The sequence below is a fragment of the Enterococcus quebecensis genome, assembly GCF_001730365.1.
GTDB lineage: Bacteria > Bacillota > Bacilli > Lactobacillales > Enterococcaceae > Enterococcus_L > Enterococcus_L quebecensis.
The window spans coordinates 269,418-294,225 of sequence record NZ_MIKB01000016.1; the positions used below are offsets into that span (position 1 = coordinate 269,418).

The following is a 24,808-nucleotide window of genomic DNA, read 5'->3' on the forward strand; positions in this document are numbered from 1 at the left end:
ATAATTATTTTAGTGTCTTATGTCTTAATAAAATCTAAAAATATGATCTTATTTAAGTTGACGGATAAAATTGCAACTGGTATTATCTGTTGTGAGAATGATAATAAAATTCTCAAACTTGATAATGACAAATCGACAGACATTTTATCGGATGTCTGAATTATTAACCAAAATACTTTGAAAGTCAAACTATTTTACTTAAATTTAAACAAAAAAGTGTTGGTTAAGCAAGTTTTTTTTAATTTGATCGTCAAAACAATGGTGGAGGTGCATGATGAAACGAGTTGTAATAACGGGAATGGGAGCGGTGACTCCTCTAGGAAATACAGTAAAAGAATACTGGCAAAATCTAGTTAATGGAAAATTAGGAATTGATAAGATTACTAAATTTGATTCAGAAGATACTGGTGTTGCATTAGCTGGTGAAGTAAAAGAATTTGATCCAAGTGATGTGCTTGATCGAAAAGAGCAAAAGCGAATGGATTTATTTTCTCAATACGGATTAGTTGCTGCGATGGAAGCATGGAATATGAGTGGATTAACACATGAAACAATTGATCCAAAACGCTTTGGTGTGATTGTCGGCAGTGGTATCGGTGGTATGACGACTTTGCAAGATCAAGTAAGAGTCATGGATAAAAAAGGTGCCAAACGAGTAACACCTTTCTTTGTACCAATGGTCATTGCTAATATGGCATCTGGCAATATTTCAATTAAATTAGGTGCAAAAGGTCCTTCTCAAACAATCGTGACGGCTTGTGCGTCAGCGACAAATGCAATCGGTGAAGCCTTCCGTACAATCAAGTACGGTTTGGCAGATGTGATGATCACAGGTGGTACAGAGGCAACGATTTGTGAAATCGGGATTGCTGGATTTGCTGCTTTGAGTGCATTGAATACGACAGAAGACCCTTCAAGAGCATCCATTCCTTTTGATAAAGAAAGACATGGATTTGTGATGGGTGAAGGTGCGGGTATGTTGATGTTGGAAGAACTGGAACACGCTCAAAAACGTGGTGCAACTATTTTAGGTGAAATCGTTGGTTATGGCAGCAATTGTGATGCTAGCCATATGACAGCGCCTTTAAAAGATGGTAGTGGAGCTGCTGATGCGATTGAACTAGCTTTAGCTGAAGCGTCAATCGATGCGTCAGCTGTGGGGTATGTTAATGCCCACGGAACCTCAACACCGGCCAATGACGCCGCTGAAACTGCAGCGTTAAAACGCGTATTTGGTGAACGTGCTTATGATATTCCAATTTCTAGCACAAAAAGCATGACAGGGCATCTTTTAGGTGCTGCTGGCGGAATTGAAGCAATTGCTTGCGTGAAGACGTTACAAGAAGGTATTGCCCATCCTACAGTAGGATATAAAGAAGCTGATCCAGAATGTGATTTAGATTATGTAACAGACGGTTCCCGCAACGTTCAAGCAGAATATGCGATTAGTAATTCGTTTGGCTTTGGCGGTCATAATGGTGTTATTTGTATGAAGAAATGGGAGGAAAAGTAAAAATGACAAGATTAATGAATGCAACAGAAATTATGGAAATGATTCCAAATCGTTACCCAATTTGCTATATTGACTATGTGGATGAGATTATCACAGATAAAAAAATTATCGCAACAAAAAATGTAACGATCAATGAAGAGTTTTTCCAAGGGCATTTCCCTGGAAACCCAACGATGCCAGGAGTTTTAATTATTGAAGCATTAGCTCAAGTTGGTTCGATCTTAATTTTAAAAATGGATCAATTTGAAGGTGAAACAGCGTATATCGGCGGAATCAACAAAGCTAAATTCCGTCAAAAAGTTGTGCCGGGCGATGTATTGAAATTACATTTTGAAATCGTAAAAATCAGAGACTATGTAGGAATCGGAAAAGCAACTGCATTTGTTGAAGATAAAAAAGTCTGCGAATGTGAACTAACATTTATCGTAGGTAGATAATAAAAAAGGGTAAGACAGAGGCATTAAATCCCAAGAACCAAGTAGGTATTCTTCAAAATTTTGTGAATTTCGGCTTATTTTTGAAGAGATTGCTTCTGTTTCCACCGTTTATTTACAGTTAAAGTATGAGGCAAAAGTAATTTTTTACTTTTGCCTCATACTTTTTTTATTTAGGAACTATTGGTGTTCTAAATTTTGAAAGATTTCAGCGGGATTTTTATAAATATCCTTCAAGTCGTATTGCGTTTCATAGCCAGTTTCCATCTGTTTAACCGTTACTTTTCCAATAGCTAGCTCATCATCACCGATAATGACTGAAAATTTCGTTCCTAATTTATTTGCCTGTTTAAACTGAGCTTTTACTTTTCGGTCCAAATAGTCCCGCTCTACTGAAAGACCAATTTGGCGTAGGTGTTCTACTAGTTTTAGTATTTCAACAGCTGATTTTTCGCCAATTCCAATAACATAAACATCAATATTTACGTCTATTAATTCTTTTTCTTGTTCTGCTTCTAATGCTAAAATAAGCCTCTCGATCCCACTCCCAAAGCCAAATCCTGGAATATTAGGTCCACCAATTTCCTCAACTAAACCATTGTAACGGCCGCCAGCACAAATCGTTGTATTCACACCGGAAAATGCTTTAGAATCGCTCATGATCTCAAAAATTGTATGATTATAATAATCCAGCCCACGAACCATATTACTGTCGACTTCAAAAGGGATTTTTAACGTATTCAACATTTCTTTAACTGTTTCAAAGTACGTTTTTGATTCTGGGTTTAAATAATCTAAAATTGATGGGGCATCGGCAACGAGTGGTTGGTCTTGTGCTTCTTTACTATCTAAAATACGTAGTGGATTAGTTTTTAAGCGGCGTTTGGAGTCGGGGCTTAATTTATCCGCTAAAGGAGTTAAATAGTTTAAGAGAGCAATCCGATGAGCTTCTCGACTTTCTTTATCTCCTAAGCTATTGATTACTAATTTGAATTTTTTTATCCCTAAGGAAGAGAATAGTGCAAGTGCTGCAGAAATCCCTTCTACATCAATAGCAGGGTTGTCTGCTCCTAAAACTTCGATACCAATTTGATGGAATTGACGCAAGCGACCTGCTTGAGGACGCTCATAGCGGAACATCGGACCAATGTAATACACTTTGTACGGATTTTGGTGTTCTGGTCCATAGAGTTTATTTTCTACGTAGGCTCTAACAACGGGGGCTGTACCTTCTGGGCGTAATGTTATATGACGGCCGCCTTTATCCTCAAAATCGTACATTTCTTTAGTAACAATGTCTGTCGATTCACCTACGCTGCGGGTAATTAATTCTAAATGCTCAAAAATCGGTGTTCTGATTTCTTTGTATTGATATCGTTTGAACACCTCTTGTGCTTTTCGTTCAATGTATTGCCATTTTTCACTTTCGCCTGGTAAGATGTCGCGAGTTCCTTTGGGTCTTTGATAGATCATTCTTGCCACTCCAATCTTTTTTTATGTTAAAAAATCCAATCCCGCTATAAACAAGATTGGATTTCAAAAGTAAGAGGTAATAACAGAAGGGTTAAACCACTTTTTTTAATAATCTATAGAAACAACATTTTCCACAGCATCGATAAATTCATCACTCATAATCAAATGGGTAATAACATCTAATTCTTTATACATCTCAATATTTTTATCTTCTTCTAAGAAACCACAATGTTTACGAACAACGTCATAAGCGGCTTGTGTTCCTTTTCCTAGTTTGAAGCTTGGATCTTGTGCTTTTCTCATATCGATTGCCTGACAAGCTGCTAAAACTTCAGTTGCCACAACACGAGAAGTATTTTGATTGATACTTTTTGCTTTACGAGCAGCGATGGTTCCCATGCTGACTAAGTCTTCCTGATTTTCACATGAAGGGATTGAATCAACAGAGGCTGGGTGAGCTAGAATTTTATTTTCTGATACTAAAGCTGCTGCAGCATATTGTGTAATCATAAAGCCAGAGTTCAGTCCGCTTTTTGCAACTAAGAATGAGCTTAAACGATTGTGGGACGCATTAACTAAACGTTCTAGACGACGTTCTGAAACATTGGCAATCTCAGCAACTGAAATGCCTAAAAAGTCAAATGGAAGCGCCATTGGCTGCCCATGGAAATTCCCACCAGAGATGGCTTCTTTATCACGAGTGATAATTGGATTATCTGTGACAGAATTGATTTCAATTTCTACTTTGTCTTCAACAAAACGAATCGCATCTTTGCTTGCACCGTGAATTTGTGGAATACATCTTAGTGAATAAGCATCTTGCACACGTAATTCTCCTTGATGAGTAACGAACGTACTACCGTCTAATAATTGACGCATATTTGCAGCTGTAATCACTTGTCCAGCCTGAGGACGAATGACATGTAATGCTTCCTTGAAGGCATCGATAATACCATTATGAACCTCGATAGATAAAGCTCCTGCAACATCACTGACTTTCAATAAACGAATCGCATCGTAAACCGCTAATGCACCTGTTGCAGTTAATGCTTGAGTTCCGTTGATTAAAGCCAAACCTTCTTTAGAAGCTAAAGCCATTGTAGTAATACCAGCTTTTGCCATTGCTTCTTTTCCGTCACAGATTTCGCCGTTAAACTCAGCTTCGCCTAAACCAAGAATAGGTAAAACCATATGAGAAAGAGGAGCTAAATCCCCAGAAGCACCTAATGATCCTTTTTCTGGAATGATTGGATGAACATGCTTATTCAACATTTCAATCAATTTTTCAATAACCTCTAAACGAATACCTGAATAACCTTTCGTTAATGAATTTGCACGAATCACCATGATCCCTCGAACAATATCAGTTGAAAAAGGATCGCCATATCCACATGCATGAGTACGAATCAAATTTTCCTGCAATTGAACAGAATCTTCTTTTGAGATAGAGACATTACATAAAGAACCAAAACCAGTATTAATACCATACGTTACACGCTCTTCTTCAACAATCTCATCAACAATTTTACGAGAACGCTTCACCTCTACAACAGCTTCCTCACTAATTGATACAGTTGCGTTGAACCGTGATACAGCTACCAACTCATCCAACGTTAAATCATTTCCAGTTAATACTACATGTTTAATTGTTTGTGCTTTTGACATAATTCTTCCTCCTAAATTTAAAAGCTGAACAGGCTCGTCCAGCTCCGACAGAAAAATAGGAAAATATGAGGGTGGCGTTTTTTGCCACAATCAGATTTTATCTTTTTTCCGAGGAGCTAGCCTGTGAAGCTAGATAATAAAAAGTGCAGTGTGCTCGTCCAGCTCCGACAGAAAAATAGGAAAATATGAGGGTGGCGTTTTTAGCCACAATCAGATTTTATCTTTTTTCCGAGGAGCTAGCCTGTGAAGCTAGATAATAAAAAGTGCAGTGTGCTCGTCCAGCTCCGACAGAAAAATAGGAAAATATGAGGGTGGCGCTTTTAGCCACAATCAGAATTTATCTTTTTTCCGAGGAGCTAGCCTGTGAAGCTAGATAATAAAAAGTGCAGTGTGCTCGTCCAGCTCCGACAGAAAAATAGGAAAATATGAGGGTGGCGCTTTTAGCCACAATCAGAATTTATCTTTTTTCCGAGGAGCTAGCCTGTGAAGCTAGATAATAGATAATTAAAAATTCACTTCAACATTTTTAATTGCTGTTCGTGCCTCACTTAAGACATCTTCAATCAATTGTTTAGCTGGTTTCACTTGATGAAGTAAACCAGACACTTGACCGGCCATAACAGAACCATTTTCGATATCGCCAGCGGCTGCTTTACGAGCAGACCCCATTGTTAACTCTTCTAACTGTTCACGTGGCATATTGTCTTTTTCCCATTGAATATATTGTTCAATCATTTTATTTTTTAAACTTCTAACGGGAGCACCGCCATTGCGTCCAGTAACTGCGGTATCCATTTCTTTCGCATTAGCAATAAAGTCTTTAACGTTAGCTGGAATCGGACATTCTTCAGCTAACATAAACGCGGTTCCCATTTGAACACCGCTAGCGCCTAATACGTACGCTGCCGCCATTGTTTTACCAGTACCGATACCGCCCGCTGCAATAACTGGAATTGAAACAGCTTCAACAACTTGGGGTAATAAAACCATCGTTGACAATTCGCCAATATGTCCGCCAGCTTCTGAACCTTCAGCAACAACAGCTGTTGCCCCAATATCTTCCATTTTTTTAGCAATTACGGCACTTGGGACAACTGGGATCACTTTGATGTCGGCTTCATCAAAAATAGGCATATATTTTTTAGGTGTCCCAGCACCTGTGGTAACGATTGAGACGCCTTCGTCTACAATGACCTGAATCAATTCTGGTACATTAGGTGCCATCAGCATTAGATTGACAGCAAAAGGTTTATTTGTTAACTTTTTGCAATTTTGGATTTCTCCTTTTAATTGTTCGGCGCTCATACCACCAGAAGCAATGATACCAAGTCCACCAGCATTTGAAACGGCTGCTGCTAATTGGTATTTTGAAATTTGCGCCATAGCTCCTTGGAAAATCGGATATTGAATACCTAAAAGTTCTGTAATACTCTTCATCTTGTCGACTCCTTTTCTAAGTTAATACTTGTGTACTTTTTAGTTTTTTATAAATAAATGTAAAAATGATTCCTGCAATTGCTAAAGCTAATCCAATAATAAAAGCTTGTGTGAAGTTTCCGTTATTATTTTCACCGATCATCGCTGACAGTCTTGGAGCGACCATCGAAGCAATCGAGTATCCAGCAAAGACAAACGAATAATTGACTCCTTGATTTTTATTTCCAAAGCTTTCAATTGTAATCGGCGGCATAACGGCAGCAACACCACCTTCGCAAAGTCCTAACCCAATCATTCCCACCGCAAAACCAACAACTGAATGAAGAAAAATAAAAGCTAATAGAGATAAACTTATACAAGCGAAAATTAGCATCATGGTATTGGTTCGATTGATCTTATCAGATAAACCGCCCCAGATAACACGACCTAAGCAATTACTTAAGGCATAAACACTAACGAATGTTGCTGCAACGATAGGTGTTAATTCAAACATATTTTGACCAATATCAGCAGCGTTTGACGAAATCATCAATCCTGAAAAACCGCCAGCAGCATACATCAAGACAATAATATAAAAAAGTGGATGCTTGATCATTTGCCGCCAGGTATAATTTTTTTCTGTTGAGCTATTTTCAAGTTGTTCGGATTCTTCTTCGATAGGTGCATTTTGAATGATCAGTGAACAAACAAGAGAAATACCCGCATAAACGATACCTAAAACCACAAAGGTCATTTTGATGTCAAAACGTTCGATCATCCAAGCGGATAAAGGAGCAAAGACTGTGGTTCCAAGTCCAATTCCTGTAATCACTAATCCTGAACACAACCCCTTTTTATCTGGGAAAAATCGGATCGCATTGTTGATACAAGCAATGTAGCCAAGGTTTAATCCGAAGCCGCCTAACACGCCGTACGTGAGATACAGCATCCATTTGGTTGTTACGAATCCTGTTAAAATAAACGCGGCTGCCAATAACATTGAACTAAAGAGAATCAGTTCTTTTGATTTTCCTTTGTCTGAAATTCTGCCACCAATCACCATTGGAATTGGCGAGATGGAAATAGCTATAGTAAAAGCGATCATAACGTCTGCAACGTCCCAGCCATGTGCTTTGGCTATGGGTGTTGCAAAGACACTGAAGGCATAAATCCCGCCTTGGCAAAAGATGATTCCCACAGAAGCAAATAAAATGGCCCAACGGTTAACTTTTGGGAGTTTTTTTTCTATACTCATGCTTTTGCCTCCATTATTTCTGCTAACTTACCCCAACTTTCTTGGAAAATTTCTGCAGACATTTCTTTTAAGTCAGCTGAAATTTTTACGGGAAATTCCATTTGAGCTAAGATATCTTTTTCTAAATCAATTCCTGGTGCGATTTCAATTAAAACAAGCTCTCCGTTGTTTAATTCAAAGACCGCTCGTTCAGTTACAAAAAGTACTTCTTGATTATTCTTAGCTGAAAATCCGCCGTTAAAAGTGATTTGATTGACGTGTTGAACAAATTTTTTGTTTCGTCCTTCTTCTAAAATAGTTAATGCTCCATTCAATACTTCCGTTTTTAAACCGCCGGCTGTAAATGTTCCTGTGAAGACTAACTTCTTAGCTGTTTGGGAAATATTGATAAAACCGCCGCAGCCAATGACTTGGTTGCCTAACTTACTAACGTTCACGTTCCCAGACTGATCCGCTTCGGCTAATCCTAATACAGATAAATCAAGACCTCCGCCATCGTAAAAGTCGAATTGTGAATGATGATCGATGATCATTTCAGGGTTATAAGCATGACCGAAGTCTTTCAATCCAGCTGGAATTCCCCCAATTGTTCCAGCTTCTGTTGTCAAAATAAATTGATCACTGACATTTTCTTCTGCGGCAACTGTAGAAACATTGACTGGAATCCCAACCCCTAAATTTAGAACCATGTCAGGTTTCAATTCCGTTGAGGCTCTCCTCGCTATTACTTTACGAGCATCTAAAGGTAAGGGGGGGACATCTGCTAATGGGATTTTTACATCACCGCTAAAGGCTGGTTCAAATTGAGTCGTTCCTGTTTGAAAATGATTTTCTGGTTCTGATACAACAAGATAATCAATCAAAATGCCAGGTACACGGACGTCTTTAGGATTGAGAGTCTCGTTTTTAACGATTTTTTCAACTTGAGCAATGACGATCCCGCCGCTATTATGGACAGCTTGTGCAATCGGGAGAACTTCCATATGCAGCCCTTCTTTTCCTAACGTTAAATTACCGTGTTCATCAGCATAGGTTCCTCGAATTAATCCAACTTGAATCGGGAAAGAAGGATAGAACATCCATTCTTCATCAAGCAGATCAATCACTTGAACGAGATCTTCAGTTGTGACCTCATTCATTTTTCCTCCTTCCAAACGTGGATCGATGTACGTCTCCAAGCCTATCTTTGTGATTAAACCAGGTCGCTTGGCAGCAATTTCCCTATAAAGCTGAGCTAAGACACCCTGAGGTAAGTTATAGGCTTCGCATTCATTGTTTTGAATCATTTCGGATAATGCAGGGGAAGATGCTTTAACAATGCCCCCAATCCAACGTTTTAATAACTTTTTATGGGATAAGTGAGACATTCCTTTTTGTTTGCGGTCACCCCAACAGCTTGAGTGCATCACAGTCAAATTTTTAGGAGAACCAGTTTCTAAAAAACGTTCCTCCAATGCAATTGCAACTTCTTCATTTGCGCAAGCTAATTCAAAACCACTAAAAGCCAGTGTGTCGTTGTCTTTAATTAGTTTTGCTGCTTCTTCTTTAGTGATTGCTTTCACATTAAACTTCCTTCCTTTAATTAATTTTATAAGGGTATGGTAACTTGGTGAATCAGTTGTTAATTCGTGTTTATACAGAGAGGTAAGCAACCTAACTTAACCTCTTTATATAAAAGTATGACTATTTTATCAGTAGAAAAACAATCTATAGTGAATTTAATCACATGTATTCTTTTACATCATTCTATAAAGCAATTACCATGCCAACTATAGGAAAAGGACTCTGATATTCAGAGTGCTAATTCGTTTTTCTTGATAAATCCTTGTTAAAACAGTATTTATTAAATTATTTATTTTTCTATCTTATGAAAAAAACAGAAAAAGACAGACGAAAAGAAAAATGCTCAAGTGTAATTTTTGTTTACACTTGAGCATTTTTTTTATTAAAGTGTATTGTTTTGTTCCAATTCTAAGTCTGAAATTTTTTTATAGATAAATGGGCGGCTAACGTGAGTTGCTTCTGCAGTTTGACTGATATTCCAATTATTTTCTTCTAAATGATAGTCAAAATAAATTTTTTCCACATGTGCGATGAATTCTTGATAATCGGAGGTTTGAGCCGCTAACTGAAGCGTATGCTCATCCAAAATGGTGGAATCAGTATTGTCTGGGTGAGCAATGTTAGGTAATTTCAGATCAGCTGTAACAACGATATATTCAATATAATTTTTTAATTCCCTAACATTTCCAGGCCAAGCACATGTAATTAGGTGTTTGGTATGCTGGTTTGTTAAGGTCATATTATGGTTGTAATAAGAATTGAAATATTCAACAAAGTGGTTTGCCAAAGCAAGTACATCTTTTTTTCGCTCTCTCAATGGAGGGATGAAAACAGGGATAGCGTTGATTCGATAATAAAGATCTCGACGGAATTTTCCTTGCTCTACCAAAGAAAGGATATCTTGGTTTGAAGCAGAGATTAATCGGAAAGAAACAGGGATTTCTTCAATTCCTCCTACCCGTCGAATCATCATCGTTTCCAAGACTCGTAATAATTTTGCTTGTAATTCTAATGGCATTTCCGAAATCTCATCAAGAAACAACGTTCCGCCATTTGCTGCTTCGATCAAGCCGATTTTATCTTCTTTTGCACCAGTAAACGTTCCTTTTTCATAACCGAAAAATTCAGATTCAAACAAACTATCTGGAATTGCTGCACAGTTGACAGCAATAAAAGCATTGTCAGCTAATGTGCTGTGTTGATGGACATAATTAGCAACCACTTCTTTACCAACACCAGATTCGCCTAATAATAAAATTCGGCTATTATACTTAGACACTTGTTTACAAACTCGTAAAACCCGCTTCATTTCCATGCTTTCCGCAATGACATTTGCCATTTTTTCTGATTTTTGAGCATTTTCTTCTGCGATGATCGGGCGTACATTTTCAGTCCATTGTTTGACTTCTTCTTCAGTTAACGGATCTGATTTTGTTACAACTAAATGCAAGGTACCGTCTGGATAAAAAATAGGATTAGATTTTGAATTAATTTGGTAACCTGCTTTGGTCGTTAAGGTAACATGGGCATTTTTATGTGTTTTTAACGTTTCTATTGTCGCAGATGTATTGTAAATATCTGTAGCAACTAGGTCGTAAACATTTGAGTTCAGTAAGTCATTTAAGGTCATACCTAAAGTCATAGCAGTAAATTCATTTGCAAGTAAGATATTCCCTTCGCCATCAGTCACGAAAAGAGTAGTAATATCTTCATTCATTAGTTTTGTTACGGTCTTAGTCATATCAAATCTCCTTAACTTGCTAATATTGAGCGCTAGAAAAAAGACAGCATTTATTTTACTGGTAATTGTGTTTGCTTATAGTACGTTTTTTCAACCGCTCGTCTAACCATCATTCCGCACGTAATATTACTTGTTGAGTTGATTACAGTCGCGGTCATATCAGTAATCGTAGTGATCACAGCGAGTACAGGGATGACTTCTACAGGGAAACCAAAGAGTGAAACTAAAAGGACTTCCGCTGTAAAACCACCACTTGGAATCGAGCCCATAACGACACCAACCAAAAAGCCGCCGCCGATAATACAAAGTGCCGCTAAAGGTGTATCTAACTCTCGATTAAACAAGGTGAACAATAAAACTACCTGTAAAACGCCACTCATTGCTGACCCATCTTTATGAATATTCGCGCCTAAAGAAATCACTGTTTCTCGAATATCTTCAGGTACACCAATTCTTTCCAACGCTGTTAGATTAACAGGGATACAAGCTGCACTGGAACTTGTCCCCAACGCCTGCAAAGACGGATTGAAAATGTTTTTCCAGTAACATTTCAAACCACTGGTACCGCCTCCAATATAGGCGTAAATCGAGAGGATAAAGACATAATAAATGACACAAACAATGACAAATAGTATAAGGCTTTTAAAGTAACCACCAAGAATTTTAGAACCCAAATTACCTAAGGTATATGCAAAATAAGAACCCAAGCCAACTGGAGCAAATCTCATTACGAGAGTGATCATTTTCATAATCACATGATTTACAGAGGTAATTACTCTAGTCAAAGGTACGGCTTTTTCTCCAACAGAAGAAATTGTTAAACCAAAGAAAAGTGAAAATAAAATAAGGGACAATAAATGACTCTTATCAAATAAGTCTAAGAAATTACTAACAGTCAGTGTATCAACGATAACCATAGCTAATGATTGTGAATCAGCATTTAAGGTTTGATCCATTAGTTCTGTGAATTGACCAGTATCGATAGTTTCAAAAGGATTATAAATCAATGTTGCTAGATACATTAAAACAACAGCTGTTAGAGTGGTTAGTAAGAAGGATACTAAAGTAAATCGTAGTATTTTTTTGATACGGTCTAGTCCTTGGTTGTTAGCAACCGCCAAAGTCATATTGCAAAAAACTAAAGGGACGATCAATACGAAAACAACGTTTAAAAACAAACGTCCAAGGGGTTCTAGTAAAAGGGCGAAGTCACTAAAAAAAATACCTATGATAGCACCAATGGCAATCCCAGCTAAAAGTTTTAGTGAACTCTGATAGTTTTTTATGAATTTCATCATTCTTCCTCCAGTACTGGTTTAGAATCAAGTGAATCGTAATGATACTAAAATCAGTTTATAAGTTGTTTATTTCTCAAATCAGCGGATTAGGTTGGATCCGTCATTTGAAGGAGTAAAAAAAAATGTGATCTAATTCACAAGTAGTTGTGATGTTCTACTGAATATTTTCAAATACACAGTCAATATAACATGCTAGACGAACTTCGTCCATATCTTTTAAAATTTTTAAGGAGAGAGTGAAATAAGAATTAGTGAAGTAACACTTCCTAAAATAATAAATCTATCAGTGAGAGGAAGGGCTTTAGCTAAAAAATTAGAGAATCCCCAGATTTACCTCAAAAAAATGAACTGGAACAGCGTATTCTCTAGAATATCCGTAAGTAATCTGCTACAATGATTGAGAAGATTTTTTTTCATGATGACTCTCTATTCTAAGAAGTAAAGCTACATATACAGAAGGAGAGCCTACACTAATGTTCGATCATACGATAGTAGATTAAATGATCGAACTTTAAAGAAAGAGGAGAATAATAACATGATAGCAGTAAGTGATCTTAAAGCAGGTATGACTTTTGAACAAGATGGAAAATTAATCCGCGTAATGGATGCTAGTCACCACAAACCTGGTAAAGGCAACACAGTTATGCGTATGAAATTGAAAGATGTTCGTACAGGTGCAACTACTGATACAACGATGCGTCCAGATGATAAAGTGAAAAAAGCCTTTATCGAAAGCAAACCAGTTCAATACTTATATAGCCAAGATGATACAGCCAACTTCATGGATTTAGAAACCTATGAACAATATGAAATCCCAACTTCTGTAATCGAATATGAATTAAAATATCTTTTAGAAAATATGGAAGTAAAAATCCAATTTTACGGATCAGAAGTAATTGGTGTAACATTACCAACAACAGTTGTGTTGAAAGTTAAAGAAACACAACCATCAATCAAAGGTGCAACTGTTTCAGGTTCAGGTAAACCTGCTATTATGGAAACTGGCTTAGTTGTCAACGTTCCTGACTTTATTGAAGCAGATGAACTATTAGAAATCAATACACAAGAAGGTACGTACTTAAAACGTGCAGCAAAATAATTAAACTGAAGTAAGGGTTATTCGGATTTAGAGTGTGAGGCAAAACTGATTATTCGTTTTGCCTCATATTTTTTTAAGAAATCCATCGTTTTTTGTAAACTTTTTATGACCATCGGAGTCGACTGCATGGTATAATAAGTAGTGAATTTTTTGTTAGAAAGGGAGAGGAAATATGGTCTTTTTATTAACTTTGTGTCTGGTATTATTATTTACCAAACTTGCTGGGCATTTTTGTAATCGAGTGGGGATTCCTTCCGTAATAGGAGAATTATTAGTAGGTATTTTGATTGGTCCAGCGTTATTAGGCTGGGTTCAGCCAGATGATTTTATGCATTATTTTTCTGAAATTGGTGTTATTATTTTAATGTTTATTGCAGGTTTGGAAAGCGATTTGGAATTACTAAAAAAATATTGGCGACCAGCCCTTGCAGTGGCTTTGTTGGGAATTGTTTTCCCAGCTTTGATGGGCTTTGGCGTGGCAGAATTATTTAATTTTTCTGTATCAAATGCTATCTTTTTGGGTGTTCTTTTCAGTGCAACATCTGTTAGTATTTCAGTTCAAGTATTGAAAGACCTAAATAAAATAGATAGTGAAGAAGGAGCGACGATACTCGGCGCTGCGGTCGTTGATGATATTGTTGTTGTCTTGATATTAGGTGTCATGCTAAGTTTAATGAATCGTTCGGAACCAGGTGAAGGATTACCGATGTGGGAAGTTTTATTGTTGAAAGTTTTCTTCTTTATTGTTATCTTTGCGGCAAGCAAATGGCTTGTACCTTGGGTATTAAATTTAAGCAAAAAACTTATCGCAGTGGAATCTGTTTCAGCATTCTCATTGGTTATTTGTCTAGGATTTGCTTATTTTGCTGAGTTATTGAATATGGGAGCGATCATTGGAGCTTTCTTTGCGGGTGTGGCAATTGCTCAAACGGATTACCGAAAGAAAGTAGATGAAAAGTTAGAGCCCATTGGTTACGCTGTTTTTATTCCGATGTTTTTTGTTTCGATTGGCTTGAATATGACTTTTTCAGGTATGGCAAAACATATTGTATTTATCTCGATATTGACAGTAGTAGCAGTCTTATCAAAATTAGTCGGTGGTGCACTCGGTGCTCGAATGACAGGATTCAAAGGAATCTCTACATGGATTATCGGTTCAGGAATGGTATCAAGGGGAGAGATGGCATTGATTATCGCTAAGGTGGGATTAGCTTCAAACTTTCTCTCAGAAGACTACTATTCTTCTGTGATCGTTGTAATCATTGCTACGACAATTATTGCTCCCTTATTTTTAAAAGCAACAATTGTTAAACAGGAATCATTAAACTATGAAAAAATGTAGTTGAATAGACTGCTTGTTTTGATTAACCTATAGAAATAAAACCTTAAGTATCAAGTCGATGAAGACGATGCTTAAGGTTTTTTTTGAAATTGCACATTACTAAAATAGATGATAGAGTTAGTTATTTTATTTAAAATGTACAAAAATCCATAAAAACTACAGATTAGATACAAATAGAATCCATGTAACTTTGGTAAATTAAGAGTATAAAAATAAACAGGGGGTATTTACTCATGAAAAAAAGAACAATTGGAATTTTTGCTTTATCAGCTGTACTAATGACAGTAACATTAACGGCTTGTGGTGCTAAAGAAAAAGATGCAGGAGATAAAGGTCAATTGAGCGGTAAAAAATTTGACAAAAAAGAGTCAGATGTCGTTAGTGAACGTAATGAAGTCATTGATGGGCAAGAAATGACAGTCAAAACATTCAGCGATGGAACGGAAATGACGTTGCCAAAAGGTATTAATCTTGACGACTCAGAAATACAAGCACTTGAGTAATCAGGTAGGTTGCGTAGAAAAAAATTTAGAAACATCATTTTTTCATAACTAAGTCTACCAAATAGTGTTAATGAAAAATGCTGGATAAAGTTAGGTACTTAAACCACTTTATCCAGCATTTTTTAGTTTGTTTTTTATTTAGTGAATGGAACCCATCAATTTTTTGATAGGATTTTTAAAAAGGAGCAATATAATACCTGCAATCACAGCTACCGTTCCAACGATTCCGAAATAAGCGGACTCGGTTTGAGGTGTATAAAAACGTGCGATTTGCGCATTGATTGCTTGTGAAGCAGCATCTGCCAGTAACCAGATTGCTACTGTTTGTGATTCAAAAGCTTTAGGCGCTAATTTAGTGGTGATAGATAGACCGACAGGAGAAATACACATTTCGCCAACAATCATAACAAAAAAGCTAAAGAATAACCAAAGCGGACTGACTCTTCCATTTGTGCCGTACAGTAGTCCAGGCAACATTAAAAGAACGAAAGAAAGACCCGCAAAAACTAAACCTAACGAAAATTTCACGACTGTTGAAGGCTGTTTTTTTCCTAACTTTGTCCATAAAGTAACAAAAATCGGGGTTAAAACTACCACAAAAATTGGATTCAATGATTGGAACCAACTAGGTGCAATTGAGAAGCCAAACAAGGTATCATTTGTCCGCTCGTTAGCAAAGAGAGCTAAAATAGAAGAGCCTTGTTCTTCCAATGACCAAAAAACGATACCAGCCAGAAATAAAGGGATGTAACCAAGAACTCTTGGTTTCTCTTCTGCTGTTACGTTATTAGATGTCAGCATTTTTATGAAATAATAGACAGGCAATAAAATGCCCAAAATACTGACAGTGTTAATAAAGAAATCGATTGTTAAATGACCCAGAATAAATGCACCGCCAAAAAGCACAACAGCAAAGATAAGGGCAAGAATTAACGAGCGAATGAATAGTTTACGTTCCTTAGAATTAATGGGGTTGGTCGGTTTTAAACCTATTCCCTCCAATGATTTTTTCCCTTGTAAATAGTATTGTAGTAAACCGAAAAACATACCAAAAGCTGCAACTGAGAACCCAACGTGATAATTATACGTTTGACCTAGTGTGCCGACCACAAATGGGGCGATTAATGCGCCGATATTGATTCCCATATAAAAAATAGAGAAACCAGCATCACGACGTGAGTCTGTTTTGGAGTAGAGATGTCCTACCATGCCGGAAACATTCGGTTTTAACATTCCTGTACCGATTACGATTAGAAAAATAGAAAAAAATAACGCTGAGATACCAAATGGTGTCGCTAGAACAATATGACCTAGCATGATAAATATACCACCATAGAATACGGTTTTTCTAGCACCTAGCACCCGATCAGAAATCCAGCCGCCAATAATACTAGACATAAAAACTAAGGACCCATAAATCGACATAATCGCCAAAGCAGTTTCTTTAGGTAATCCTAATCCACCGTTTGATACCGTATCGTAAATATAATAGAGTAAAATTGCCCTCATGCCGTAGTAACTAAATCTTTCCCACATCTCAGTAAAGAAGAGTGTAGACAATCCTTTTGGCTGACCCAAGAATGATTTGTCTAACTGCCGCTCATTCATAAATAGTAACCTCAATTCTTTTTTTAATATTCAGAAAATTCATTCAAAATAGATTTTCCAAAAACTGTACATATTGATTGTAAACTGTTACCATTTTAATCATCAAAAATTTTAATGATTAGACTATAAGAAAAATATAAAATATACTCATTCAATTCTCATTATCATGTGAAGACTGAATAGAAAAGGGAGGGTTACATTGAAGAAAATCACTGGAAAACAACAAGAGTGGGCATCATTGAAGTATTTGGTGCTATCAAAATCCCAACAAGATTATAGAGGGATCAGAAAATTATTTGCAGATGATACATGGAATGAAGAAAAAGAACAGGCATTTCATAGCTACCTTCATCATGCGTTAGCTGAACCTGCTAAAAAAGAAAATCTTCTGAATGCCTATCAACATGTCTGGGGTTACTTTAAAAAGAAAGCAACCGAGGATGAACATGAACAATACCAAAATTTGATTGACACATTCTCTTTAGAACAAGATGAACTATTGCCTTTTTTAAAGGGACTAACAGTAAAGTATCAAGAATCATACTTACTTCAGTCAAAATTACTTTTTAATGAGGTATTTTAAAAAATAAAAAAACCGGTTAGTTTCCCAAAGTAAGGGGATCAAACCGGTTTTATAGTAATTATTTCAAATAATGATCAATCGTTTTTTGATACTCTTGCCACTTACTTTTTCCTGAATTAAAATAGTCTGCCAACAGGAAGCCAATGTAAGGCCCCGTTGTTAGACCAGAAGAACCTAAGCCGCTTGCAACAACAGCGGTGGGATCATCTGGTAGGCAGTTGAAAAATGGTGCGAAATCCGATGTGTATGCTCTGGTTCCTACGCGATATGCAGCTGGATAGTCTTCAAAAAAACTTGACATAGCAAGAAAAGGTGCTGTTTTTTGTTTGAGTATGGAAAAAGCTTCTTTTGTTGGAGATAAGTCAAAACCAGCGTCATTTTCATGGGTCGCGCCTACTAGAATTTTTCCGTTTTCAAAAGGAATCAAATCACTTTCTCCATCGAGCATGGCTACCGGCCAATGACTACTTTCTTTAAATGGTGTTTCAAAAGCTAATAATTGTCCCTTTTGCGCTCTGATATCTGTCTTATAGCCTAACGGTTCTAATAAAGAAGGCAAACCAGGACCAGCACATAAAGCGATCTCGTCAAAATGTTCTGTTTCAATGGGTGTATGAACAATCCATTTATCTAGTGTGCGGTTAAGTGTAACAGACCCATTTTTTAAAGTGATATGTTGTGTTAAAGCGCGTTGGCGTAGCGTTTCTAAGTAACTAGCACCATCCAACTTTCCGCCGCCGGTTACAAAAAGAGCTGGGGATGGGGCCAATAAAGGCAATTTTTCAGATACTTGTTGTGGTGTTAATAAGTGAACATCGCCAATTTCAGGAGCTGCTAGTTTTCGTTCTTCTGCTAAACTTCTTAATGGTTCAAGTTCGCCGTCTTTACGAAGAATCAAAGTTCCAGTTTGCTGATAAACACTCTCTGTTAAGGAAAAATCTTTTACTAATTTGGGGTAAAAAGCTGCGCCATCTTTCGCCAACTGATACCATTTTTTATTGCGACGTTTAGAAAGCCATGGTGAAATGATGCCAGCACTAGCTTTAGTAGCTTGTCCAATTGGGGTGTCGTAAATTGTGACAGTGTATTTTTTTAAATCAATGTAGTTGGCTAAGGTCATTCCAATGATTCCGCCGCCGATAATTGCTAATTTTTTCATAGGTAACTCCTTTGATAAACTTCTAGAATCAAGTAATTTATTTTTACATAAGTTAATGAAGGTTGCAAGAGAACTTTCGCTCATTGTTGTAGTATTATAGATTGTTTATGTTAAGGTATCATAAATATTTCTCAATACGGTGCTAGAAAAAGTAAGATAAAAAATGATATTAAACAAAAAGTGTGTAAAATAGATGGATTTTTCATTGATTCTATAAAAAAAGGAAATAATGAGAAATACCTTACTTTTGCTATGATATGCTTGAACATGAGAGTGTGTCTGAACATTCTTAGAACTATTATTCGAAAGAGGGAAGCAGAATGAAAAAAACATTAAAAAGGGTTGTTTTAGCTTCACTGATTGGTACACAGATAGTGGCAACACCAATTTCTGTTTTGGCAGTAACTGTTGAAACAACTGAGTCCAGTGAAACGGTGGCTCCTCAAAGTGCGGAAGAGCAGGTTGGTGCTCCGGAAGTCACGGAAGAAAGCAAAGAGGAATCAGAGACAACTGAAATGCCGAGTAAAGATGAGTCTACGGAGAATACTACAACTGTAGAGGAAGACAAAAAAATAGAAAAAGGCTCATCGGAAGAATCAAAAAAAGAAACAACAACAACAACATCTAAAGAGAGACCAGAGCCAAAAGCAAGTGAAGCGCAAATGCAAAAAGTTAGAGAGGCAATTGCAAAAGCTCAAGAAAAACTTGATACTGGAACGTATTTGGCAGAAACAACATTACCATTAAAACTGTCAATAGAAAAAGCATTACTGCTTTTAGGCGATCCCAGTACCACTAATATTAAACTTACTCTAGTAATAAAGGAAATTCAAAATAAAATGAGTAATTTAATTGAAGCAGAAGTAGAATTAAGTTTTGCGAAAAATTTGGGAATTGCGATCGATGAAGCAACAAAAATTTTGAATAATGCGGATGAATTTAAAGGTCTTTATACACCAGCTTCTGTTAATGCTGTAAGATCTGAGATACAAGTTGCTCTTGATGCAGGAAAACCCGTTTGGTTAACGATTCTAGGGGCAAACGGCAAGATTGATCCAAAATTGGCTACCCAAAAAATAACAGACGTTATCGAAAAGGCTGATGCCATTTATACGGCGATAAATGCCGATCCTGGTTTAGTTCGCAGAGATCATTTAGCTGAGATTTTAGCAGAAGCACGTAAATTATCTGGTTCTAAGGTAGCTGGTATTAAAGATAGAGTAGATTTTGAAAATGCATTTCGTCAAGCAGAGGATGCATTTGAGAATGCTTTGACAGATGGTGAAGCATCTGAAGCGGTGGATGCTTTGAGAGCAGTATTGGATCGTTTGAAATTACTTGTTATTGTATCTGCTGTAGATGAGAACAATAATTTAATTATGGATCAAGCAGCTATTTCTTTAACAGGACGACCTCAGGAAGCTTGGTCAGCTAAACCACCAGTGATTGAAGGATATGAATATATTTCTTCAAGCAATCAACCGTTAGCTTTTACAAATGACATTGTTCCGAAGTTATCAGGAACGTTCGGTGATGGTACAAATGATGTAACATTCGTCTATAAACAACTAGAGACTGTCAATCCTGCACCGCCAGTCAGTCCAATAAGTCCGGAAACACTGCTTCAAAATACTACAACGATTGATTTAACAAACAAGAATCAAAAAAATGCCTATAAATCAAAGGGGAAACTTCCTCAGACAGGAGAGAACACAAGTGCCATTGCTAGTCTTGGATTCATTGCATTAGCAGTTGGACTGGTTGTTTTTTTCAAAAAGAGAAGAGAAACTGAATAAATTATTTATTTGAACAAGACACTCTAATTGTAAAAAAGGAGCGAAGGTATTTTCCTTGGCTTCTTTTTTTATAATCATCCTTGTAAAAGAGAGGTTGAGTAATTCTTAGAGAAGCTTTTATTGTGAGCAAATTATAGTATAATCTAGTGAGGACTGTGGCTGAATAGGAGCAAGAAATCAAATATGTGAGTGATTTTTAATGAAAAGATACTTACATGGGGAGATACAATTGAAGTAGATAGTCATGATGAGTTTCTCGAACACATAATCATTTCATTGGTAATTATTGCTATTGATTTTGTAAAATTAAGAAGAAGCTGCTTCAAGTTTATCTAGTAAATGAATAACAGATTTATCGGATCGAAACTAAAATGATGACAATAATTTAAGCGGTGGACTATAATAAATGACGTACTGACTGGGGAGGATTTTCCTGGTTTTCAGTCGAGGTTAAACAAAACAGACACATTCAGCTTTTAAACTAAGGAGTACGAACCATGACATTAAAACAACGAATCATTGCGGAAAGTAAACGTTTAGGGATCGATAAAATTGGTTTTGCTTCTGCGGAACCTTTTTATGAATTAGAGGATTCTTTACGAAGACAAAAGGAACTTGGGTTTAATTCTGGGTTTGAACATCAAGTGATTGAAGAGCGAATCTATCCAGAAAAAACATTTGAAAATCCCAAAACGATTATTTCTATTGCATTGGCTTATCCGACTAAAATAGAAGAAAAAGTTCCAAGAGATGAGAAAAGAGGCATGTTTTCCAGAGCATCTTGGGGCATTGATTATCATGATATTTTGCGGGATCGCTTAACAAAATTGATTGATTTTATTCAATCCCAAGCCAAAAGTTTGGAAGAAACGGAAAAGTGGCGTTTTGCTCCGCAAGTGGATACTGGAGAACTGGTTGATGTTGCTGTTGCTCAGCGTGCGGGCTTAGGTTTCATCGGGAGAAATGGCTTGTTGATTACAGAAGAGTTTGGCTCTTTTGTTTATTTGGGAGAGATTGTAACCAATATTGATTTTGAAGTGGATGAACCTGTACCGTTTGGCTGTGGCGATTGTACTCGTTGTGTAACCGCATGTCCTACCCAAGCGCTTTTAGGAGATGGCAGCATGAATGCGCAAAAATGTTTGGCTTATCAAACTCAAACTAAAGGAATGGTACCAGAAGAGTATCGTAAAAAAATGAGCAATGTGATTTACGGTTGTGACATTTGTCAGTTGGTTTGTCCTTATAATAAAGGGAAAAATTTTCATTTTCATAAAGAAATGGAACCAGAAGTGGATACTGTTTATCCTAAATTAAAACCAATGTTAAGCATATCGAATAAAGAATTTAAAGAAACTTTTGGGCATTTATCTGGTTCTTGGCGAGGGAAAAAACCACTGCAAAGAAACGCACTAATTGCTTTGGCTAATTTAGGTGATCGCAGTGCATTACCAGAAATTTTAGTCTGTGCAAAAGAAGATGTGCGTCCTGTAATTAGAGGAACCGCAGCATGGGCAATCGGTAAATTAGGAAATAGAGAAGCGGAAAAATGGCTTGGTATTTTGACTGAGTTGTTAGAAAAAGAGCAAGACGAAGAAGTGATTGTGGAGATAACGAATGCCATTGAACGATTAGAAAAGTAATTAATTATTTATGAGGATACAGATGTTAGAGGCATAAGAAAAAAGCACCGAAAAGAAGATCTTTTCAGTGCTTTTTTATATTTAACTAACAAAATTAAGCTTTTGCAGCCTCTTTTGGTTCGCGGCCTAAAATCGCTTGTAGAACTGTTAAGACACCATATGAAGCTAAAATTGTGTAAATCAAGCTTGAATACGTTGTAATATCGAAATCCCACGTTTTGTAAATAACTAAAACAATTGCTAAAACAATGCCTGCAAGAACGTTTAAAAATGCGAAAGCCCATAGATTTCCATTTTCTTTACGTGAAAGATAATAGATCGAAAACCATAAACTTAAAACACCCCAAGCGATGCAGACTAAAATAGCTGCCCAATAAATAATAAATGCTACCACGAAGTTTCACCTCACTTTTATACATTAAGTATTCTATCACGTTCTCTTTTTTTTGTCATGAAAAGACAGTGAAAAACTTAACAATATTAAAAGGTTCTCACTTGATTTTAGACGATAACGTTTTAATCCTGAATAGCTGAAATAAAAGAATTCTTTTTAAATTTATGCGAATATTTTTTCTATCTGACATCCATTTAAGCTATAATAAAAGTATTAGGAGATGATTCTATGCAATCAATCGATGAACAAAAAGCTGTGGCTTTAATCCAACAAGCCAGAAAAATCACTTTTTTGACTGGTGCAGGTGTTTCAACAGCTTCTGGCGTACCTGATTATCGTTCTTTATCAGGGATATACCAGGGGATTGAGCGTCCTGAATACTTGTTAAGTCAGACATGTTTGATTGAAGAGCCGGATAAATTTTATTCATTTGTGAAAACATTGTATCATCCAAAAGTTCAGCCGAACCTTATCCATTTAAAAATGGCAGAACTAGAAAAAACAAAAGAAACATGGGTCATTTCTCAAAACATAGATGGGCTTCATACTGCAGCAGGAACGCAGCATTTAGTGAACTTTCATGGGGATTTGTATGACTGCTACTGTCGACTATGTGGTCAAAAAGTTGCTGCAACTGCCTATTTAGTATCTGATCGTCACGAACAGTGCGGTGGGCAAATTAGACCTAATATCGTTTTGTACGAAGAAGGGTTAAGCCAACAATCGGTTGAAACATCTATTGAAGCTGTTGCTAGCGCTGAGTTAGTAGTTATAGTTGGAACGACTTTTCAAGTGCATCCTTTTTGTGACTTGATTCATTATGCCGCTGATACAGCAAAGGTTTTAGTAATCAATCAAACACCGATTAAATTAAATAAAGAAGCTTATTTTTTCAAAGAAGATGCAACGAATATTTTTGACAATACTTTATAGAGGAGCGTTACTATGGAAGAAATAAAATCAGAACGACAAAAAATGATCGATGGGGAACTTTATTTTGCAGCTGATCCAGAATTAACAACGGCACGGAAATTTGCTAGAGAACAAATGAAACTAATCAATAGAGAAGAAGATCAGTTGATTCGTCGGCAGCTAGTTGAAGAGACGTTTGGTACAACTGGAACGGGTAGTCATATTGAACCGTCTATTAGTTTTGATTACGGCTTTAATATTCATGTTGGGAAAAATTTCTATGCCAATTTTAACAGCATCTTTTTAGACATTTGCCCAATTACGATTGGCGATAACTGTATGTTTGGTCCGAATGCGCAATTATATACAGCAACCCATCCATTACACCCTGTTAAAAGAAATAGCGGACTAGAATACGGAAAACCGATTACATTAGGCAATAATGTTTGGTTAGGCGGGGGAGTTGTGATTACTCCAGGTGTAACTTTAGGTGATAATGTTGTCGTAGCAGCAGGAGCTGTAGTGACAAAATCATTTCCAGATAATTGTGTAATTGGCGGAAATCCAGCGAAAATCATCAAAGAAATTGAAGTGGATGAAAAACGTTCACCGCTAACGATTCAGCGAGATAAAATCAATGCGTTAGATAAACAAATCGTTGCATTGTTAGAAGAGCGCATGGACGTTGTGGAAGCCATTGCTTCAATTAAAAAAACATCAGATCAACCGATCTTAGATGTAACAAGAGAAAAAGAAGTACTAGGAAAAATTGCTGGTTATATAAAAAACGATAAATATGAAGAAGTGATCAAAGAGACGTATCAAGGTATCATGGATGCTTCAAAACAATTTCAACAAAAGCAAATGGACTAAACAGGCAGGAGGAATTTAAATGGATGGCATAAAAAGACGAGAAGCGATTTTACTTGAATTGGAATCAGCAGAAAAGCCAGTGAGTGCCAGTCGTTTTGCAAAAGAATTCAAGGTCAGCCGTCAAATCGTGGTGGGCGATGTGGCTCTTTTAAGAGCATCTGGCTATGAAATTATTGCAACAGCTAGAGGTTATTTGCTTGAAACTGAAAAAGATAAACAAGGGATTATCAGAAAGATCGCTTGTCAGCATTCACCGGAACAAACCGAAGATGAGTTATTGACGATCGTCTCATTAGGTGGAGAAATCATTGATGTTGTAGTGGAACATCCGATTTACGGTGAACTAACAGGTGGTCTGCATATTAGTACAGAAAAAGAAGTAAAAGCTTTTATTAAAGGGTATGAAAAAAGTAATGCTTCATTATTATCTGAGCTGACAGAAGGTATTCATTTGCATACGATTCGTTGTAAAAATGAAGGAACGTTCCAGAGTATCAAAGAAGAGCTGACTGAAAAAGACATTTTGTATAAAGGGTAA

At 36.7% G+C, this 24,808-nt stretch carries 21 protein-coding genes; 11 read left to right on the forward strand and 10 right to left on the reverse strand.

The features are described from left to right. Nucleotides 1–274 precede the first annotated feature (274 nt). Both fabF and fabZ read left to right on the forward strand, forming a co-directional pair. Complete coding sequence (fabF, locus tag BCR23_RS12415; protein WP_069635802.1) at nt 275–1,513, forward strand: beta-ketoacyl-ACP synthase II; 1,239 nt, start codon at nt 275–277, stop codon at nt 1,511–1,513. A gap of 2 nt (nt 1,514–1,515) precedes the next feature. Then, entirely contained in the window at nt 1,516–1,950 is a 435-nt protein-coding gene (gene fabZ / locus BCR23_RS12420) for a 3-hydroxyacyl-ACP dehydratase FabZ (RefSeq protein WP_069635803.1), read from the forward strand. Between the two features lie 177 nt (nt 1,951–2,127). On the opposite strand, the gene hisS is transcribed toward fabZ, so the two are convergent. The 7 genes from hisS to BCR23_RS12455 form a co-directional block, all read right to left on the reverse strand. After that, complete coding sequence (gene hisS, locus BCR23_RS12425; RefSeq protein WP_069635804.1) at nt 2,128–3,420, reverse strand: histidine--tRNA ligase; 1,293 nt, start codon at nt 3,418–3,420, stop codon at nt 2,128–2,130. Between the two features lie 105 nt (nt 3,421–3,525). After that, a complete protein-coding gene (hutH, locus tag BCR23_RS12430; protein ID WP_205688507.1) occupies nt 3,526–5,067 on the reverse strand; it encodes a histidine ammonia-lyase in 1,542 nt (513 codons plus the stop codon). A 522-nt stretch (nt 5,068–5,589) separates the two neighbouring features. After that, complete coding sequence (locus BCR23_RS12435) at nt 5,590–6,522, reverse strand: nitronate monooxygenase (protein WP_069635806.1); 933 nt, start codon at nt 6,520–6,522, stop codon at nt 5,590–5,592. A 16-nt stretch (nt 6,523–6,538) separates the two neighbouring features. Continuing rightward, nucleotides 6,539–7,756 (reverse strand): L-lactate MFS transporter, encoded by a 1,218-nt coding sequence (locus BCR23_RS12440; protein ID WP_069635807.1) that lies wholly within the window; start codon nt 7,754–7,756, stop codon nt 6,539–6,541. Then, entirely contained in the window at nt 7,753–9,318 is a 1,566-nt protein-coding gene (locus tag BCR23_RS12445; RefSeq protein ID WP_069635808.1) for an acyl CoA:acetate/3-ketoacid CoA transferase, read from the reverse strand. Before BCR23_RS12445 ends, BCR23_RS12440 begins: the two co-directional genes overlap by 4 nt. 383 nt (nt 9,319–9,701) lie before the next feature. After that, nucleotides 9,702–11,060, reverse strand: coding sequence for a sigma-54 interaction domain-containing protein (locus BCR23_RS12450; RefSeq protein ID WP_069635809.1), 1,359 nt, complete (start codon nt 11,058–11,060; stop codon nt 9,702–9,704). 50 nt (nt 11,061–11,110) lie between these two features. Next, complete coding sequence (locus BCR23_RS12455; protein WP_240482556.1) at nt 11,111–12,355, reverse strand: dicarboxylate/amino acid:cation symporter; 1,245 nt, start codon at nt 12,353–12,355, stop codon at nt 11,111–11,113. Between the two features lie 538 nt (nt 12,356–12,893). Between BCR23_RS12455 and efp the strand changes: the two genes are divergently transcribed. From efp to BCR23_RS12470, 3 genes are all read left to right on the forward strand, one after another. After that, nucleotides 12,894–13,457, forward strand: coding sequence for an elongation factor P (gene efp / locus BCR23_RS12460; protein WP_069635811.1), 564 nt, complete (start codon nt 12,894–12,896; stop codon nt 13,455–13,457). Nucleotides 13,458–13,629: 172 nt separating this feature from the next. Then, a complete protein-coding gene (locus BCR23_RS12465; protein WP_069635812.1) occupies nt 13,630–14,799 on the forward strand; it encodes a cation:proton antiporter in 1,170 nt (389 codons plus the stop codon). Nucleotides 14,800–15,032: 233 nt separating this feature from the next. After that, a complete protein-coding gene (locus BCR23_RS12470) occupies nt 15,033–15,302 on the forward strand; it encodes a hypothetical protein (protein WP_069635813.1) in 270 nt (89 codons plus the stop codon). Nucleotides 15,303–15,440: 138 nt separating this feature from the next. Here BCR23_RS12470 and BCR23_RS12475 read toward each other — a convergent pair whose 3' ends face one another. Beyond that, nucleotides 15,441–16,910, reverse strand: a complete 1,470-nt coding sequence (locus BCR23_RS12475; protein ID WP_069635814.1) for a peptide MFS transporter — start codon at nt 16,908–16,910, stop codon at nt 15,441–15,443. Between the two features lie 199 nt (nt 16,911–17,109). Between BCR23_RS12475 and BCR23_RS12480 the strand changes: the two genes are divergently transcribed. Then, on the forward strand, nt 17,110–17,493 hold the full coding sequence (locus BCR23_RS12480) for a YbgA family protein (protein ID WP_069635815.1): 384 nt from the start codon (nt 17,110–17,112) through the stop codon (nt 17,491–17,493). Between the two features lie 58 nt (nt 17,494–17,551). Here the strand turns inward: BCR23_RS12480 and BCR23_RS12485 are convergent, their stop codons facing one another. Further along, a complete protein-coding gene (locus BCR23_RS12485; RefSeq protein WP_069635816.1) occupies nt 17,552–18,652 on the reverse strand; it encodes an NAD(P)/FAD-dependent oxidoreductase in 1,101 nt (366 codons plus the stop codon). 320 nt (nt 18,653–18,972) lie between these two features. Between BCR23_RS12485 and BCR23_RS12490 the strand changes: the two genes are divergently transcribed. Further along, nucleotides 18,973–20,448: an LPXTG cell wall anchor domain-containing protein gene (locus tag BCR23_RS12490; protein ID WP_069635817.1), complete on the forward strand. Its 1,476-nt coding sequence runs from the start codon at nt 18,973–18,975 to the stop codon at nt 20,446–20,448. Nucleotides 20,449–20,945: 497 nt separating this feature from the next. Then, nucleotides 20,946–22,091 (forward strand): tRNA epoxyqueuosine(34) reductase QueG, encoded by a 1,146-nt coding sequence (gene queG / locus BCR23_RS12495; protein WP_069635818.1) that lies wholly within the window; start codon nt 20,946–20,948, stop codon nt 22,089–22,091. A 94-nt stretch (nt 22,092–22,185) separates the two neighbouring features. On the opposite strand, the gene BCR23_RS12500 is transcribed toward queG, so the two are convergent. Then, complete coding sequence (locus BCR23_RS12500; protein ID WP_069635819.1) at nt 22,186–22,485, reverse strand: hypothetical protein; 300 nt, start codon at nt 22,483–22,485, stop codon at nt 22,186–22,188. Nucleotides 22,486–22,713: 228 nt separating this feature from the next. On the opposite strand from BCR23_RS12500, the gene BCR23_RS12505 reads away from it, so the two are divergent. The 3 genes from BCR23_RS12505 to BCR23_RS12515 are packed head-to-tail and all read left to right on the forward strand — an operon-like array spanning nt 22,714 to nt 24,808. Further along, on the forward strand, nt 22,714–23,418 hold the full coding sequence (locus BCR23_RS12505) for an NAD-dependent protein deacylase (protein WP_069635820.1): 705 nt from the start codon (nt 22,714–22,716) through the stop codon (nt 23,416–23,418). Nucleotides 23,419–23,430: 12 nt separating this feature from the next. Further along, nucleotides 23,431–24,270: a chorismate mutase gene (locus BCR23_RS12510; RefSeq protein WP_069635821.1), complete on the forward strand. Its 840-nt coding sequence runs from the start codon at nt 23,431–23,433 to the stop codon at nt 24,268–24,270. Between the two features lie 19 nt (nt 24,271–24,289). Beyond that, a complete protein-coding gene (locus BCR23_RS12515; RefSeq protein ID WP_069635822.1) occupies nt 24,290–24,808 on the forward strand; it encodes a transcription repressor NadR in 519 nt (172 codons plus the stop codon).

Excerpts from the sequence above, each read along its gene's own strand:
- fabF (WP_069635802.1), top strand. The coding sequence starts at position 275 with ATGAAACGAGTTGTAATAACGGGAATGGGAGCGGTGACTCCTCTAGGA.
- fabZ (WP_069635803.1), top strand. The coding sequence starts at position 1,516 with ATGACAAGATTAATGAATGCAACAGAAATTATGGAAATGATTCCAAAT.
- hisS (WP_069635804.1), bottom strand. The coding sequence starts at position 3,420 with ATGATCTATCAAAGACCCAAAGGAACTCGCGACATCTTACCAGGCGAA.
- BCR23_RS12435 (WP_069635806.1), bottom strand. The coding sequence starts at position 6,522 with ATGAAGAGTATTACAGAACTTTTAGGTATTCAATATCCGATTTTCCAA.
- BCR23_RS12440 (WP_069635807.1), bottom strand. The coding sequence starts at position 7,756 with ATGAGTATAGAAAAAAAACTCCCAAAAGTTAACCGTTGGGCCATTTTA.
- BCR23_RS12450 (WP_069635809.1), bottom strand. The coding sequence starts at position 11,060 with ATGACTAAGACCGTAACAAAACTAATGAATGAAGATATTACTACTCTT.
- BCR23_RS12455 (WP_240482556.1), bottom strand. The coding sequence starts at position 12,355 with ATGAAATTCATAAAAAACTATCAGAGTTCACTAAAACTTTTAGCTGGG.
- efp (WP_069635811.1), top strand. The coding sequence starts at position 12,894 with ATGATAGCAGTAAGTGATCTTAAAGCAGGTATGACTTTTGAACAAGAT.
- BCR23_RS12465 (WP_069635812.1), top strand. The coding sequence starts at position 13,630 with ATGGTCTTTTTATTAACTTTGTGTCTGGTATTATTATTTACCAAACTT.
- BCR23_RS12470 (WP_069635813.1), top strand. The coding sequence starts at position 15,033 with ATGAAAAAAAGAACAATTGGAATTTTTGCTTTATCAGCTGTACTAATG.
- BCR23_RS12475 (WP_069635814.1), bottom strand. The coding sequence starts at position 16,910 with ATGAATGAGCGGCAGTTAGACAAATCATTCTTGGGTCAGCCAAAAGGA.
- BCR23_RS12485 (WP_069635816.1), bottom strand. The coding sequence starts at position 18,652 with ATGAAAAAATTAGCAATTATCGGCGGCGGAATCATTGGAATGACCTTA.
- BCR23_RS12490 (WP_069635817.1), top strand. The coding sequence starts at position 18,973 with ATGAAAAAAACATTAAAAAGGGTTGTTTTAGCTTCACTGATTGGTACA.
- queG (WP_069635818.1), top strand. The coding sequence starts at position 20,946 with ATGACATTAAAACAACGAATCATTGCGGAAAGTAAACGTTTAGGGATC.
- BCR23_RS12505 (WP_069635820.1), top strand. The coding sequence starts at position 22,714 with ATGCAATCAATCGATGAACAAAAAGCTGTGGCTTTAATCCAACAAGCC.
- BCR23_RS12510 (WP_069635821.1), top strand. The coding sequence starts at position 23,431 with ATGGAAGAAATAAAATCAGAACGACAAAAAATGATCGATGGGGAACTT.
- BCR23_RS12515 (WP_069635822.1), top strand. The coding sequence starts at position 24,290 with ATGGATGGCATAAAAAGACGAGAAGCGATTTTACTTGAATTGGAATCA.